General features: G+C 69.9%; 12 protein-coding genes. 5 read left to right on the top strand and 7 right to left on the bottom strand.

The window, feature by feature from the left end:
* Window positions 1-31: 31 nt before the first annotated feature.
* Complete coding sequence (locus ACWD3C_RS13675; protein WP_451143364.1) at window positions 32-808, bottom strand: ferritin-like fold-containing protein; 777 nt, start codon at window positions 806-808, stop codon at window positions 32-34.
* A 501-nt stretch (window positions 809-1,309) separates the two neighbouring features.
* On the opposite strand from ACWD3C_RS13675, the gene ACWD3C_RS13670 reads away from it, so the two are divergent.
* A complete protein-coding gene (locus tag ACWD3C_RS13670) occupies window positions 1,310-3,457 on the top strand; it encodes a DEAD/DEAH box helicase (RefSeq protein WP_451143362.1) in 2,148 nt (715 codons plus the stop codon).
* A gap of 448 nt (window positions 3,458-3,905) precedes the next feature.
* On the top strand, window positions 3,906-4,775 hold the full coding sequence (locus tag ACWD3C_RS13665; protein ID WP_451143360.1) for an alpha/beta fold hydrolase: 870 nt from the start codon (window positions 3,906-3,908) through the stop codon (window positions 4,773-4,775).
* Between the two features lie 43 nt (window positions 4,776-4,818).
* Here ACWD3C_RS13665 and ACWD3C_RS13660 read toward each other — a convergent pair whose 3' ends face one another.
* Window positions 4,819-5,715 (bottom strand): NYN domain-containing protein, encoded by an 897-nt coding sequence (locus tag ACWD3C_RS13660; RefSeq protein ID WP_451143358.1) that lies wholly within the window; start codon window positions 5,713-5,715, stop codon window positions 4,819-4,821.
* A gap of 195 nt (window positions 5,716-5,910) precedes the next feature.
* Between ACWD3C_RS13660 and ACWD3C_RS13655 the strand changes: the two genes are divergently transcribed.
* A complete protein-coding gene (locus ACWD3C_RS13655; protein WP_451143488.1) occupies window positions 5,911-6,087 on the top strand; it encodes a hypothetical protein in 177 nt (58 codons plus the stop codon).
* 88 nt (window positions 6,088-6,175) lie between these two features.
* Here ACWD3C_RS13655 and ACWD3C_RS13650 read toward each other — a convergent pair whose 3' ends face one another.
* The 4 genes from ACWD3C_RS13650 to ACWD3C_RS13635 all read right to left on the bottom strand — a co-directional run bounded on the left by ACWD3C_RS13650 (window position 6,176) and on the right by ACWD3C_RS13635 (window position 9,504).
* Window positions 6,176-6,781 carry a MarC family protein gene (locus tag ACWD3C_RS13650; protein ID WP_451143356.1) on the bottom strand — a complete coding sequence of 202 codons (606 nt, stop codon included), beginning with the start codon at window positions 6,779-6,781 and terminating at the stop codon, window positions 6,176-6,178.
* Between the two features lie 199 nt (window positions 6,782-6,980).
* Complete coding sequence (locus ACWD3C_RS13645; protein WP_451143354.1) at window positions 6,981-7,847, bottom strand: PHP domain-containing protein; 867 nt, start codon at window positions 7,845-7,847, stop codon at window positions 6,981-6,983.
* Between the two features lie 205 nt (window positions 7,848-8,052).
* Entirely contained in the window at window positions 8,053-8,694 is a 642-nt protein-coding gene (locus ACWD3C_RS13640) for a DUF6758 family protein (RefSeq protein ID WP_451143352.1), read from the bottom strand.
* A gap of 213 nt (window positions 8,695-8,907) precedes the next feature.
* Window positions 8,908-9,504 (bottom strand): suppressor of fused domain protein, encoded by a 597-nt coding sequence (locus tag ACWD3C_RS13635; RefSeq protein ID WP_451143350.1) that lies wholly within the window; start codon window positions 9,502-9,504, stop codon window positions 8,908-8,910.
* 576 nt (window positions 9,505-10,080) lie between these two features.
* On the opposite strand from ACWD3C_RS13635, the gene ACWD3C_RS13630 reads away from it, so the two are divergent.
* Both ACWD3C_RS13630 and ACWD3C_RS13625 read left to right on the top strand, forming a co-directional pair.
* The gene (locus ACWD3C_RS13630) at window positions 10,081-11,220 is read left to right on the top strand and encodes a magnesium and cobalt transport protein CorA (RefSeq protein ID WP_451143348.1); all 1,140 of its coding nucleotides are present in this window, start codon (window positions 10,081-10,083) and stop codon (window positions 11,218-11,220) included.
* 157 nt (window positions 11,221-11,377) lie between these two features.
* A complete protein-coding gene (locus ACWD3C_RS13625; protein ID WP_451143482.1) occupies window positions 11,378-11,899 on the top strand; it encodes a hypothetical protein in 522 nt (173 codons plus the stop codon).
* Window positions 11,900-12,239: 340 nt separating this feature from the next.
* Here the strand turns inward: ACWD3C_RS13625 and ACWD3C_RS13620 are convergent, their stop codons facing one another.
* Window positions 12,240-12,998 (bottom strand): hypothetical protein, encoded by a 759-nt coding sequence (locus tag ACWD3C_RS13620; RefSeq protein WP_451143346.1) that lies wholly within the window; start codon window positions 12,996-12,998, stop codon window positions 12,240-12,242.
* Between the last annotated feature and the right edge of the window lie 37 nt (window positions 12,999-13,035).

The following is a 13,035-nucleotide window of genomic DNA, read 5'->3' as shown; positions in this document are numbered from 1 at the left end:
GCAGTCACCCACCTGCCCCCAAGCGGAGCGCTTACGCCGCCAAGCCCAGCGCAGCCATCCGCTTCGTGTGCGCCTCAGTGATCCGCGAGAACATCCTGCCGACCTCGGCGAGGTCGAACCCATCGGCCACCCCGCCCACGAGCATGGTCGACAGGGCGTCCCGGTCGGCGACCACCCGCTGGGACTGCGACAACGCCTCGCCCATCAGCCGCCGCGCCCACAGCGCGAGCCGCCCGCCCACACGCGGGTCGGCGTCGATCGCGGCGCGCACCTTCTCCACGGCGAAGCTGGCGTGCCCGGTGTCGTCGAGGACGGCGAGCACGAGAGAGCGGGTGTCGGAGTCGAGGCGGGCCGCGACCTCGCGATAGAAGTCACTGGCGATCGAGTCGCCGACGTACGCCTTGACGAGCCCTTCCAGCCAGTCGGAGGGCGCCGTCTGCTTGTGGAAGCCGTCGAGGGCGGCGACGAACGGCTCCATGGCCTCGGTCGGTTCCGCTCCGATCTCGGTGAGCCGGTCCCTGAGCTGCTCGAAGTGGTGGAACTCGGCCGCCGCCATCTTCGCCAGCTCCGCCTTGTCGGCAAGGCTGGGCGCCAGCTTGGCGTCCTCCGCGAGCCGTTCGAACGCCGCCAGTTCCCCGTACGCGAGCGCTCCGAGCAGGTCGACGACCGCGGCCCGGTACTGCGGGTCCCCGGAGGCCTGCGCCCAGTCCTGGGCGGCGACCCCGGTGGCCCCGGTGCCGCCGGGGGAAGCTTCCGAGGCCTCGGCGGGTGTGTCTGCGGCGTTCTCAGGCTTGTCAGAGGTCGTCATGAAGCGCACAATAGCCCGCTCGTCGCATGACGGAAGTCCCTGGTCAATCAGTGTGACGACGACTACGTGACCAAATCGGCCATCGCATGTGCGCGATTCCGGGGTATGGTGGTAATGCGCCTGCTGAGTACGTCGACGCGTCTCAACGTTTTTTGACGTATCTCGACGGGCCGCACGCATGAGGATGCCCGGTCGGTGGCCCGATCGGCTCCGACCCGACAGCCCTCCCGTTCGTACGGCACTACGCGTACGGCGTCCGGAGGGACCCTCAGCGGTATGACGCTAGAGCGTCGGCAGGTGGTCCCGTGCCACACGGCCGGCCCGTGAGGGCGGCCGACGTCCCCGGCACGGTCAGGCGACACGACCCCCGCGCTCGCCTCACACCGCGTACACAGAAGAGGCAGCACCCTGACTACGACTTTTCGCGAACTCGGAATCCTTCCCGAGACGGCCGAGGCCCTGGAAGCCGTCGGCATCATCACCCCCTTCCCCATCCAGGAGATGACGCTCCCGGTCGCCCTCTCCGGCACCGACGTCATCGGCCAGGCCAAGACCGGCACCGGCAAGACGCTCGGCTTCGGCCTTCCGCTCCTTGAGCGCGTCACCGTCCCCGCCGACGTCGAGGCCGGCCGCGCCAAGCCCGAAGAACTCACCGACGCCCCGCAGGCCCTCGTCGTCGTCCCGACGCGTGAGCTGTGCACGCAGGTCACCAACGACCTGCTGACGGCGGGCAAGGTCCGCAATGTGCGCGTGACGGCGATCTACGGCGGTCGTGCGTACGAGCCTCAGGTCGAGGCACTGAAGAAGGGCGTCGACGTGGTCGTCGGCACCCCGGGCCGCCTGCTCGACCTGGCCGGCCAGAAGAAGCTGAACCTCAAGCACGTGCGCTGCCTCGTCCTGGACGAGGCCGACGAGATGCTCGACCTGGGCTTCCTGCCCGACGTCGAGAAGATCATCAATATGCTTCCGGCGAAGCGGCAGACCATGCTGTTCTCGGCGACCATGCCGGGCGCGGTCATCGGCCTCGCCCGCCGCTACATGTCGCAGCCCACGCACATCCGCGCCACCGCGCCGGACGACCAGGGCGCGACGGTCGCGAACACCACGCAGCACGTCTACCGCGCGCACTCCATGGACAAGCCGGAGATGGTCGCCCGTATCCTCCAGGCCGAGGGCCGGGGTCTGGTGATGGTCTTCTGCCGTACGAAGCGGACGGCCGCCGACATCGCCGAGCAGTTGCAGCGCCGGGGCTTCGCTTCCGGCGCTGTCCATGGCGACCTCGGGCAGGGCGCCCGCGAGCAGGCGCTGCGCGCCTTCCGCAACGGCAAGGTGGATGTGCTCGTCTGTACCGACGTCGCCGCCCGGGGTATCGACGTCGAGGGCGTCACGCACGTCATCAACTACCAGTCCCCGGAAGACGAGAAGACGTACCTGCACCGCATCGGCCGTACGGGCCGCGCCGGCGCCTCCGGTACGGCGATCACGCTCGTCGACTGGGACGACATCCCGCGCTGGCAGCTGATCAACAAGGCGCTGGAGCTGTCCTTCAACGACCCGCCGGAGACGTACTCCACCTCCCCGCACTTCTTCGCCGACCTCGGCATCCCCGAGGGCACGAAGGGTGTCCTCCCGCGTACCGAGCGCACGCGCGCCGGGCTGGAGGCCGAGGAGCTGGAGGACCTGGGCGAGCCGGGCGGACGCGGTTCGCGTGGCCGCGGCGGCCGTTCCTCCGGATCCTCCGGTCCGTCCGCCGAACGCGAGCGTCCGGCCCGTACGCCTCGGCGTCGTCGGCGTACGCGGAGTGGGGCGCCGGTGGAGGGGGAGGCTTCGACGGGGTCGGGGGCCGCTGAGGCGGTCGACACCGCAGAGGCGGCCGAGTCCGACGAGCGGCGTACGCCGCGGCGTCGGCGCCGGACGCGTGCCGGGGCGGCAACGGAGGCGACGGCGACCGTGTCGGAGGCCGTAGCCGTGGCCGAGGACACCGGTTCGATCGCTGAGGAGGCGGCCAAGCCGCGCCGACGCACCCGTAAGACTGCGGAGGCCGCGACCGAGGCCGAGGCAGTGAAGACCCCCGCCGCCGATGCCGATGCCGCTGCCGCTGCCGAGGCCGCGGAGCCGAAGCCGCGCCGTCGCACGCGGGCCAAGGCCGCGACCGCGACTGCCGCCGAGGCCGCAGTGGACACGGCCGAGGGCGCGGAGACCAAGCCGCGCCGACGTACCCGCAAGGCCGTGGAAGCCGTGGAGCCCGCCGTGGCCGCCGTGGCCGAGGAAGCCCCGGCCAAGCCCCGCCGGAGCCGGGCGGCCAAGGCTGCCGAGGCCGCGGTGGACACGGCCGAGGGGGCGGAGGCCAAGCCGCGTCGGCGTACTCGCAAGGCCGCCGCTGCCGTTGAGGCCGTGACCGAGGCGGCCGCCACCGAGCCTGCGGGCGAGGCACCGGCCGCCAAGCCGCGCCGGACCCGGGCGGCCAAGGTCGCCGAGGCCGCGGTCGACACGGCCGAGGCGACGGAGGCCAAGCCCCGCCGACGTACCCGCAAGGCCGCGGCCACCGCTGTGGACATCCCGGCCCAGGCGACCGAAGAAGCGCCGGACGCCAAGCCGCGTCGGCGTGTCCGCAAGGCTACGGCTGCTGTCGAGGCGCCGGACGCCTGAGCCCCGGCCCGTCGGCCCGGCCCCTCGAAAGACGGGGCCGGGGCGGCAGGGGCGGAGAAACTCGGTACCCGGTAGCGTCTCTGGAACCCTTAAGGATCCTGGGTTATCGCGTGGTCCCGAGGGGTGGAAGCGGTAACGAGCACGGACGAGTCCGGGCCGATCCTTGGGCAGAGCCCGTATGCGGCGTCACTGGCGGTGACGCGATGCCGACGTCTGGACTACCCCCGACTCTTTCGAGCGGATGCACCCTGGGATCGCCGCCCCGCCGGACGCTGAACCGGTCACCGCAGGAAAACCGCAGTGCCAGTGGCGGGGACTGCGCGCATTTCAAGCACGCGTCGGCTATCAGGTAAAACGACAGGCGGTCCATAGGGTTACGGCCAGGCCGGATCCAGCATCTCTCAGCGCCCCGAAGGAAATTGCCTCACTGTTGGATTACCCTCCCAGCATGAGCCGTCCTCCTACCTTCACCCCGCCCCCCGGCGCCCGCGCTCACCGACTGCGCACCCCCCGTGGGGAGTTCGCCGTCATCGAGGCGGGCACCGCCGTGAAGGGCACCGCGCTGCTGCTGCCCGGGTTCACGGGAAGCAAGGAGGACTACATCGCGCTGCAGGAACCGTTCGCGGAGGCCGGGTACCGGACGGTCGCCGTGGACGGGAGGGGCCAGTTCGAGAGCCCGGGCCCCAAGGACGACCAGGCTCCGTACGCCCAGGCCGAGTTGGCCCGGGACGTGCTGGCCCAGACTCAGGCCGTCGGGGACACCCCCGTGCACCTCGTCGGCCACTCCCTGGGCGGCCAGATCGCCCGGGCCTCGATCCTGCTGGACCCGGCCCCCTTCGCCTCGCTGACGCTGATCTCCTCGGGGCCGGCCCAGATCTCCGCCTCCCAGCAGCAGCGCGTGAAGCTGCTGCACGACGCCCTCGCCGTGATGGACCTGGCGCAGGTGTGGGAGGCGATGCAGGCCATGGAACCCCCGGAGGAGACAGACGCGGGCCGACTCGACGAGGGCCTCGACGACCTCCCCGACCTGCGCCGCCGCTGGCTCAGCAACAGCCCGGCCCAACTGCTCGCGACGGGCCGTCAGCTCTGCGTGGAGCCCGACCGGGTCACCGAACTGGCCGCCGTCCCGCTCCCCGTCCACGTACTGTCGGGCGAACGCGACGACACCTGGCCGATCCCCCTCCTCGACGAGATGGCCACACGCCTGAACGCGCACCGGACGATCGTCCCGGCAGCCGAACACTCCCCCAACACGGACCACCCGGAGGCAACGGCCCGCGCCATCATCGAGTTCTGGGACCAGCACACCCAAGCCTGAGCACCGAGCCGAGAATCCGGGCTCAGCTCAGTACTTCAGTACGTCAGTACTGCGCCTGCAAGTGCTCCCAAAAACCGTCCCGCAGCGCCCGTCTCAGCTCCGCCTGCCCCCGCAGGGAGTACTGGAGCAGCCCCTCCGCCTCCACGAGCAGATCCTGGTCCACGGACCCGGGGAGGTAGGGATGGCCGGGCAGCAGCTCGCCCAGCGCATCCCGGCCTCGCGACGCCAGCCACTTCGCCGCGATCTGGGCACCCACGAAGCGGACGTCCTCGCGGGTGGGCCGGCCGGCGGCGGTCGCGTCGTAGACAGGGGAGGTACGCCGTGACACGTACGGCTTGAAGAAGTCGAGGTCGAAGGTCCGCTGGCTGTCGACCTCCCAGAGCAGCGGCTCGGCCTGGTTGCGGCCCTCGGGCGCCTCGATGCCCCAGAGGTGGACCCGGGCGCCGTACCCCTGGGCCGCCTCGACGGCCGAGACCAGGTCCTCGTCACCGCCGATGAGCGCCGCGTCGCTGATCGCGCGATGCCGGGCCAGCGACTCCAGATCTGTCCGGATCAGTGAATCGACGCCCTTCTGCTGATTGTTGGCGTTCAGGTTGCCCAGCCGTACCTTCACGTCCGGCAGTTCCGCGATCGACTGCTGCTCGGCCGTGTGGATGCGGCGCCGCGCCCCGTCGTACCAGTAGACCCGCAGCAACCTGCTGTCCGCGAAGATCGTGCGCGCCTTGTCGATCAGCGCGTCGATCAGCCCCTCCGCGTCGAGGTCGAAGGACCGCCGGTCCTCCGTCCCGGCGGCGAGCCGCCCCACGGCCGCGTACAGATATCCGGCGTCGACGAAGATCGCATGCGTCGAGGGCGTCTTCGCCACCTCGGCGAGCATGCGCTGAAGCAGCTCGTTCGTACGGTCGATGCGGGCACTGAGCACCGCGAGGTCGTCGTTCATATGCATCCATTGTCCCGGCGGTCACGCTGCGAACACAACCGGTCCCAATCAGTCTCCTGAGTCTCCTCCCCGGCACGCCCAAGCCATCACTCACCGGAGAGTAATTAGCTTCTCGAAAATTTTCCTTAGCGTAGGGAATGTTTGTAACAAGCATCCCGTTGACTCGGTCAGTAGTCCTTCTGAGAAGTCAGGAGGATGACCAGACGAAGGGAGAAGCCTGTGCGCTTCGAAATCATGCGACTCGACGATGTCGACGGTACGCCCGTGGACAGCACTGTTGTGGACGCCGCCTCCGTCAACCGGATCGTTCAGCAGGCCGCCGACATCGGACAGCGCCTCTGGATCCGCCCGGCCGACACGTCCGCCTCGTAACGCGCCGACTTCCCCCACCGACTTCGGAGCCCCGGTACGGCATTGACGCCGCAGCGGGGCTCCGCTGTTTCCCGCGTCCCGCCGGGCATCAGCCGCCCTGGATCACCTGCGTGACGCCGTTGATGATCTGCTGCACGGCGATCGCGGAGAGCATCATGCCCGCGAGCCGCGTCACCAGCACCACGCCACCGTCCTTGATGACGCGGATGATCAGCAACGAGTACCGCATCGTCAGCCACAGCACGACATGGATCGCCAGGATCGCGGCCCACACGGCCACCTGGGTCGCCACGCCGTCCGCCTTCTGGACCGCGAGGATCACCGACACGATCGCACCCGGGCCCGCGAGCAGCGGCATGCCCAGGGGTACGAGGGCGACGTTCACGTCCTTGGTCTGCTTCGGCTCGTCCGTCTTGCCGGTCAGCAGATCGAGCGCGATGAGCAGCAGGAGCAGCCCGCCCGCGATCATCAGCGCGGGCACGGACACATGCAGGTAGTTCAGGATCTGGTGCCCGAGCAGCCCGAACACCGTGATCACCCCGCCCGCCACACAGACGGCCTGGAACGCCATCCGCTTCTGCGTCCTGGCCGGACGGCCGGCGGTGAGCCCGAGGAAGATCGGGGTGATCCCCGGAGGGTCCATGATCACGAAGAGGGTGAGGAAGAGGGAGCCGAAGACTGCGACGTCGAACACAGGGGTGCCTTGCGGGAGAGGGAGGAGAAAGAAGAGGGGCGCCCCCCGACCGCGCCACATGCCGTTCTACGCATTCCTGCGCGTTTCTACGCATCTCTGCGCGTTCTACGGCCGTGAACAGCAGCCGGGTGCCGCGATGAAGAGCATGACGGGCGCGAAGGGCTGAAAGACCTGGAAGAAGACCCCGGGTGAGCCGGGGCTACGCGCCCTGGTTCCCGCCCGTTCCCGGAACGGGGAACGCCCCGGTGGCGCGCCGCGTGATCTCGCCGTACACCTCGGGGTCGGTCAGGTACTCCCCGAGGACGCAGGTCTTGCGGCTGCCGTGGTAGTCCGAGGACCCCGTGGCGAGCAGCCCCAGATCCCCGGCGAGGCCCCGCAGCTGCGCCCGGGTGGCCGGGTCGTGGTCCATGTGGTCGACCTCGATGCCGTCGAGCCCGGCGGCGGCCAGCTCGGCGATCGCGGACTCCGGCACCGTCTTGCCCCGCTTCGACGCGCCCGGGTGCGCGAAGACGGCGACCCCGCCCGCGCCCTTGATCAGCCGGAGTGCCTCGAAGGGGTCGGTCTCGTGCTTGTCGACAAAGGCCCGGCCGCCGTCGGCCAGCCAGTCCTGGGTGAAGGCGTCGCCGACGGTCGGTACGACACCGAGTTCGACGAGGGCGGTGGCCACGTGGGGCCGCCCGACCGAACCGTCACCGGCGATCCGCTTGACCTGCTCCCACGTCACGGGCACGCCCAGCTCGTTCAGCTTGGCGATCATGCCCCGCGCCCGCGGCACGCGGTCGTCCCGCACCAGCTCGCGCTCGGCGAGCAGATCGGGCTCCTCGGGGTCGAACAGGTACGCCAGCATGTGCATGCTGACCCCGTCGATACGGCAGGAGAGCTCGGCGCCGGTGACCAGCGTCAGCCCCTCCGGCACCGCGGCGATCGCCTCGGTGTACCCGCGCGTCGTGTCATGGTCCGTCAGCGCGACGACGTCCAGCCCGGCGGCGGCAGCGTTCCGCACCAGCTCGGCCGGGGTGTCCGTACCGTCCGAAGCCGTGGAGTGGCAGTGCAGATCGATTCGCACGACACGGACTCCAGGCGGTGACGGGGACTGAGGGACGCTTAAGGATAACGGCCGCCCAGAGCTCCCCTGTCACGGGGGGCTGACGTGTGCGGCTCCGCCGAGTGGGCGCGACCAGCCATACACAACGCGCGCAGCCACGCACAGCCCGCGCCGGCCCACCGGTCCCAGCCGGCCTCCACCTCGAACCACCCGCCCCAGCGGAGCGCTACGGCTCCAGGATCCGCGGCGACAGCGCCCCGCAAGGCAACAGGTCCATCTCGGCCCCCGCCTCCCGCAGATCCGTCAGCACCAGCTCGTCGTACATCAGCAATCCCGACTGCTCGGGCCAGACGATCGCCCAGAGCCACAGCCCTCGTGCCTCACCGGCGAAGACGGCGCGGTCGATCGGGGCCCCGGCGACATGCCAGAGCGGAGTGGGCCGGCCGGCGGCCAGGACCTTGGCCTGCGGCGGCTTCTCGACGCTCAGGTACGGCCCCGGATCGGGCCCGTCGATGCCCGCGTACCGCGCTCCGAGACCGACGCCGAGTTCCTCGGCGATGAGCACCAGCTCGCCCACCCCGCCGAGCGGCCCCGGACCGGAGCACGCCACGGCGGTCGCACGGCCGCCGCTGCGGTCGTCGCCCGCGAAGGCCGCACCGGTGAACAGCCAGCCGACGGGCAGCGGCCACGGCATCCACACCGGGACCTGGGCACGGTGGACCACCACGCTGAGGGCCTCGACGCTGGGCGGGATCACGGGCTGCAGCGGATACACGGTGCCGTGCACATCGCACTGCCAGGAGTCGGCAAAGAGGCCGGGAGCCCTGACCCGGCCACCACACTTCGGGCAACTGGGTTCGCCCCTCATAGGGCCCAACGGTCCTCCCCGTCCTTCCTCGCGTCAAGGACGATCACCCGTCCGGAGGGGCTCGGTCACGCGGTGACATTAGATGCATATTGCATTAATTAGGCGATTGAACTTAGGTGTCTTCTCGGTTGGACCATGGAGGCTGCCCTCGCCGCCTTGGCCAACTAACCCTTTCCGGTCAGGGGTTGGTGAGCTTGCTCACCCTGGAAGGACTCACTCCAGCGAGACGGACGCGCGGGACGGGTCGCGCAGGTCCGTTCCGTTCGTGAGCCAGCGCTCCTGGAGGGCCTGGGCGCCGTGCACGCGCTTCCAGGCGGCCTCGTTCGGCGTCATCGGGAGGACGGGCAGGAACCGTACGGGGTCGGCGGGCGCGTCGAGCTCCAGGTCCTCCACCAGGCCGCCGGACTCGGCGACGAGTACGGAGGTGAAGGGGGCGCCCGGCCACAGCGGCTCGCCCACGTCGAGGGAGGCGCCGGGGGCCACGATCACGCCCTCGACCTGCGGGGACGCGGCGAGCACGGCGAGCGGGCGGAGCACCTTGTCGGTGTCGGCGGCCCCACGCCGTACCGACAGGACGAGCTCGGCGCGCGGGCCCTTCACGGGGTCGGCGAGCACCGCGGTGGGGTCGGCCATGGGCTGGGCGGACATGCCGAGGGTGGCGTAGCGGACGATCCCTCCGGAGGCCTCGCCCTCGGTGAAACGGAGCACCTCGATGCGGTCCGTGCCGAGGAAAGTGACCGCGGCGCGCGCGTCCGGTTCGCCCAGCGCGCTGCGCAAACGGGCCTCCACCAAGGGAAGAACATCAGCCATGGGCCGAGCATAGAACTCGTCAGCAAAGGGCAAAGCGGCGCCTTGACACTTCAGTCGGCTGATAGTCTTGGCCGCCGGTCAGGGCAGCACGCAGAAGCGTTGCTCTCAAGCCCTGGCAACGCATGAGACTCCCCTGCAGGGGATCCCGTACAGGGACCCTGGGGAATGGATCGTCCCTCACGGGGGACCGGCCGGAGGAGGTGGGACTGCGATGGATCGAAGTCGACCGTGCAGTACTACCCGCTCTTCCGGCCTCTGAACACTCCAGCTGTCAGCACTGTGGCCGTCGTTCCGTCGGCTGCCGCCTTCCCGCACTCGCGTCACGTCGTCTGTCGCACGGTGCACAACGGAAGAGCCGGAAGAGCACTTCGTTCCGCCTGATCCGCCTTGATCTGAGTTTTGATCTGAATCAAGCGAAGCTGCCACCGCGACGGTGCGGTGCTCCCCGCTTTGTGGACGTGCCAAACATCCTTCCCCTGCTTTTAAGGAGGGTGGGGAGACCCCATGCTCAGGACGTCCCCATTCCGGGTAGTTTCAACCGTCGCCCGGCGGCCTTTCGTTGCGAAGGAGCCAGCCATGTCGATGATCCGTGACCTGCGTGCCGCGGTCCGTCCCGCCCGTCCCTCGCTGCGTGTCTCGCTGCGCAAGGGCCGCGGCACGTACGACGCCGTGTACGACAACTCCCTGACGGCCGGGACGACTTCGGCCGTCGTGGACTGCGCCGTCTACCGCGACGGCGCGCGCGTCGCCAGCGAGCGGAACCTGACGCCGAGCGAGGCGATCGACCAGGTGCGCCGGGACGGCGGATTCGTGTGGATCGGGCTGCACGAGCCGTCCGAGGCCGAATTCGCGGGTATCGCGGCCGAGTTCGGGCTGCACCCGCTGGCCGTGGAGGACGCCGTGCACGCGCACCAGCGGCCGAAGCTGGAGCGGTACGACGGCACCCTGTTCACGGTCTTCAAGACCATCCACTACGTCGAACACGACGAACTGACCTCCACCAGTGAGGTGGTGGAGAGCGGTGAGGTCATGTGCTTCACCGGACGGGACTTCTTCATCACTGTGCGGCACGGCGGTCAGGGCTCGCTGCGCGGGCTGCGGCACCGGCTGCAGGACGACCCGGAGCTGCTCGCCAAGGGCCCCTCGGCCGTGCTGCACGCCATCGCCGACCACGTCGTCGACGGATACATCGCCGTCGCGGACGCCGTACAGGACGACATCGACGAGGTGGAGACCGAGGTATTCTCGCCGGGGCGGAAGGGCACGCCCCGGGGTACGGACGCGGGCCGTATCTACCAGCTCAAGCGCGAGGTCCTGGAGTTCAAGCGCGCCGTCTCGCCGCTCGTCCGTCCGCTGCAGTTGCTGAGCGAGCGGCCGATGCGGCTGGTCGACCCGGACATCCAGAAGTACTTCCGTGACGTGGCCGACCACCTGGCCCGGGTCCAGGAACAGGTCCTGGGCTTCGACGAACTCCTCAACTCGATCCTCCAGGCCAACCTGGCGCAGGCGTCCGTCGCGCAGAACGAGGACATGCGGAAGATCACGTCCTGGGCCGCGATCGTCGCCGTACCGACGATGGTGTGCGGTGTGTACGGCATGAACTTCAAGTACATGCCGGAGCTCCAGTGGAAGTTCGGCTACCCGCTGGTGCTCGGCGTCACGGTGGCGATCTGCCTCGGCATCCACCGGACGCTCAAGCGGAACGGGTGGCTTTGAGCAGTTGGCTTCAAGCGGGGCTTTGAACGGATCGCTTTGAACGGGGCACGTCTGCCCGGGGGCGGGGATCGTTACGCTTGCTGCCATGACCGCCGACCCGGCCAGCCCCTCGCCCGACCGCCACCCCTCAACGAGCCGCTCCGCGGCGCACCAATTGATGGACCAGGCCCTCGTCGAGGAGGCCACGAAGAAGTCCGGACTCATCTGGGTACGGAGCGCCGCCTCCGGTTCCTCCGGTCAGGAGACGCCGACCCGTGCCCTGTGGCATGTCTGGCACGAGGGGGCGGCCTGCCTGGTCGGCGACGGGCCCGGTGAGCAGCCGCTGCCGGGGCTTGTCGACGGTGCCGGTGCGGTTGTCACCGTGCGCAGCAAGGACAAGGGCGGGCGGTTGGTGTCGTGGGCCGCCAAGGTGGTGGAGCTGGCTTCCGGGTCGCCCGAGTGGGAGGCGGCTGTCGCGGAGCTCAAGGGCAAGCGGCTGAACGCCCCCGACGGGGAGCGGATGCCCGGACGGTGGGCTCGGGAGTGCCGGGTGCTGCGGCTTGAGCCCACGGGCACGACGGAGGAGCTGCCGGAGGGTTCGCTGGCCGCGGCACCGTTGCCCACTCCGGCTACTACTCGGCGGGCTGTTCCGGCGGCCCTGCCCAAGCTGCTCTTGAAGAAGAAGCGGAAGCGCCGTTGAGCGTCAGAGCCTGTGTCATATCCCCGGCCGGATCAGCGCACGCCGTCATGGGGGTCCCCCCGCTCGAGCGCAGCCGAGAGTGGGGGAGCGTGCGATCGCAAGGCGCCGGAAGGTCCTAGTAGCTCCGCTACGAGGACCTTCCGGCAACGCGGCTGGGGGTCCCCCCACGTCCTTAAGGCAGTGGGGGAGTGCGTGCCAGACGGCGGGCGCCCGGCCGGGGATATGACACAGGCTCTCAGCGTCGCAGGCGGCTGCGGATACGTTGTGGCTGGTCGCGCCCACGCGGCGGAGCCGCATATGTCACAGCCCCGCGCCCCTTACGGGGCTGCCCTCACCCCTCCTACGACGCTGGCAACTGCTTCCCGTAATCCACGACCTCCTTCTCCGCCGGTTCCTCCAGCGTGAACCTCTTGCCCCAGTCGGACAGGCTGATGGTGCCCGCGTCACCGGCGCGGACGAGGCGGACGGGGTACGGGGTGCCCTCCAGGGAGACGTCGAGAGTGCCTCCGGAGCCGTTGTCGCCGGTGATGCGGATGGTGCGGACGCCGGACTGTTCGTGGTGGCCGTCGGTGGAGAGTTCGCCATGGAGGGTCAGGAGGCCGTCGAGGAGGACGTCCTTGTCGGTGAAGCCGCTGAAGCGCTTGTAGGCAGGGTCACCGATCGGGACCTTCACGTACATGCCGTCGAGCTTGTCGGCGGCGGCCGCCTCGGTCTTCTTCCCGTCCTTCTTGTCGTCGTGGTCGTCCTCGTGGCCCCAGAACTCGGCGTCGGCCTTGAGGAAGAGGTGGTCGCCGACCCGCAGCAGCCGGAAGGTGGCCCCCTGCGAGGTCACCGAACCCGTGCCGCCGTCCTCGGCGAGCCGCATGTCCAGCTTGTACGTGCGGCCGTTGCTCACCACGGCCCCGGACAGCCGTACGGTGTCCGCCGCGGCAGCCGCCGCCTTGGTCCTGCTCTGGATCTTCGCCACCGGGAGCTTGCCGACCCCGTTCGTGCCCGCGTCGGGGTCCTGACTGCACCCCGTGAGCCCCGCTCCGGTGGCGACCAGAGTGCAGAACGCGCTCGCCATCGCGGCCCTTCGGGAACGGGCAATGACAGTCACAGGTGGGGCACCTCTCATGCGGCGGTCCAACGAGCAA

The organism is Streptomyces sp. NPDC002845, from assembly GCF_053591955.1.
Note: the sequence above shows the minus strand (reverse complement) of the source record. Positions and strands in the feature narration are given on the sequence as shown.

Coding starts and splice junctions, on each gene's coding strand:
- ACWD3C_RS13670 (WP_451143362.1), top strand. CDS start 1,310: ATGACGCTCCCGGTCGCCCTCTCCGGCACCGACGTCATCGGCCAGGCC.
- ACWD3C_RS13635 (WP_451143350.1), bottom strand. CDS start 9,504: ATGGCTGATGTTCTTCCCTTGGTGGAGGCCCGTTTGCGCAGCGCGCTG.
- ACWD3C_RS13625 (WP_451143482.1), top strand. CDS start 11,378: ATGGACCAGGCCCTCGTCGAGGAGGCCACGAAGAAGTCCGGACTCATC.
- ACWD3C_RS13675 (WP_451143364.1), bottom strand. CDS start 808: ATGACGACCTCTGACAAGCCTGAGAACGCCGCAGACACACCCGCCGAG.
- ACWD3C_RS13655 (WP_451143488.1), top strand. CDS start 5,911: ATGACCAGACGAAGGGAGAAGCCTGTGCGCTTCGAAATCATGCGACTC.
- ACWD3C_RS13640 (WP_451143352.1), bottom strand. CDS start 8,694: ATGAGGGGCGAACCCAGTTGCCCGAAGTGTGGTGGCCGGGTCAGGGCT.
- ACWD3C_RS13630 (WP_451143348.1), top strand. CDS start 10,081: ATGTCGATGATCCGTGACCTGCGTGCCGCGGTCCGTCCCGCCCGTCCC.
- ACWD3C_RS13665 (WP_451143360.1), top strand. CDS start 3,906: ATGAGCCGTCCTCCTACCTTCACCCCGCCCCCCGGCGCCCGCGCTCAC.
- ACWD3C_RS13660 (WP_451143358.1), bottom strand. CDS start 5,715: ATGAACGACGACCTCGCGGTGCTCAGTGCCCGCATCGACCGTACGAAC.